The 1,348-nt window shown below is 69.1% G+C and carries 1 protein-coding gene; it reads left to right on the top strand.

The window, feature by feature from the left end; translation table 11 throughout:
• The first annotated feature begins 152 nt into the window (after positions 1-152).
• Positions 153-1,343, top strand: coding sequence for an ISAs1 family transposase (locus ACFHW1_RS28715; RefSeq protein ID WP_416616711.1), 1,191 nt, complete (start codon positions 153-155; stop codon positions 1,341-1,343).
• Positions 1,344-1,348: the final 5 nt, after the last annotated feature.

Genomic DNA, 1,348 nt, shown 5'->3' with positions numbered 1-1,348 from the left:
CAGGGGCTTTGCGTAGTCGCCTGAGAGTACTTCTGGCCTGCGTGAACGCGCTGTCATCGACCTGGTTGGAGGGTGACAAAGGGCGGGTGCGGCCCGTAGGTGATCATGGAGTTGCTGCGACAACATGACACCGACAAGGACCACACCCGCGCATGTCATCATCGCTGATCGACGTGATCCGTCAGCACGCCCCCGCCCCATCCGGCACGATGCCCGCCGACCGGGAGGCGTATGGCCTGTTGGAAGCCTTGGCCCGAGTTCCCGATCCTCGTGACCCGCGAGGAGTCCGCTACCCCTTGGCGAGCGTGCTCGCGGCTGCGGTGTGTGCGGTGGTGGCCGGGGCTTCCACGTTCGCGGCGATCGGCGACTGGGTCGATGATCTCGACGCGTCGGCGTGGGGCCGGCTCGGGTTCACCGGCCGGGTACCGGTCCTGACCACGGTGTGGCGGTTGCTGGTCCGCGTCGACGCCAAGACGTTGACGTCGGTCCTGGCCGACTGGCTGTGCTCCCGACTACCAGCGCCCGCGCCGGCGCGGCGTGTCATCGCTGTCGACGGCAAGGTGGTGCGGGGTGCTGTCCTGCCCGAAGGACGGGTCCATCTGCTGTCGGCCTACGACACGTCGACCGGTGTGGTCCTGGCGCAGGTCCAGGTCGCGGCGAAGTCGAACGAGATTCCGGCGTTCGCCCCGCTGCTGGAGCAGGTCAAGGCTCGACTGGGGAGCCTGGCGGGTGTGGTGATCGTCGCGGACGCGTTGCACGCCCAGGTGGCCCACGCTCGTGCCGTCGCCGCTGCCGGCGGACACCTGTACGTGTCGGTCAAGGCCAACCAGCCGACGTTGTTCGCCCAGCTCAAACGCCTTCCGTGGGCGCGGGTGCCGGTCGGGGACCAACACCGCGACGTCGGGCACGGCCGCCGGGAGACCCGTACCGTCAAGGCGTTGACCCTCCAGACTCCCGGTGGCATCGGCTTCCCGCATGCCCAGCAGGCCGTCCGGATCACCCGTACCCGCACAACCGCCGGTAAACGCACACGAGAGACCGTCTACCTGGTGGCGTCACTGCCCGCAGCCGACGCCCGACCTGCTGAACTGCAGCAATGGGCCCGTCTGGAATGGCACATCGAGAACCGGCTGCACTGGGTCCGGGACGTGACCTTCCGCGAGGACGCCCACCGGGCTCGTACCGGCAACGGGCCCGCTGTCGCGGCGGTCCTGCGCAACACCGCGATCGGGTTCCACCGTGGCAACGGCGAGACCAACATCGCCAGAGCCGCCCGCCGCGCCGCCCGCCGCCCCCACGACCTCATCACGACCGTGACCAGCAGTTACCCCACTACGCAATGACCCTG

The sequence above is a fragment of the Micromonospora sp. LOL_014 genome (genome assembly GCF_048060245.1).
GTDB lineage: Bacteria > Actinomycetota > Actinomycetes > Mycobacteriales > Micromonosporaceae > Micromonospora_E.
This window is presented reverse-complemented; position numbering and strand designations above follow the sequence as displayed.

Bases quoted from the DNA above. Each gene is read 5' to 3' on its own strand.
- ACFHW1_RS28715 (WP_416616711.1), top strand. From the start codon at position 153: ATGTCATCATCGCTGATCGACGTGATCCGTCAGCACGCCCCCGCCCCA.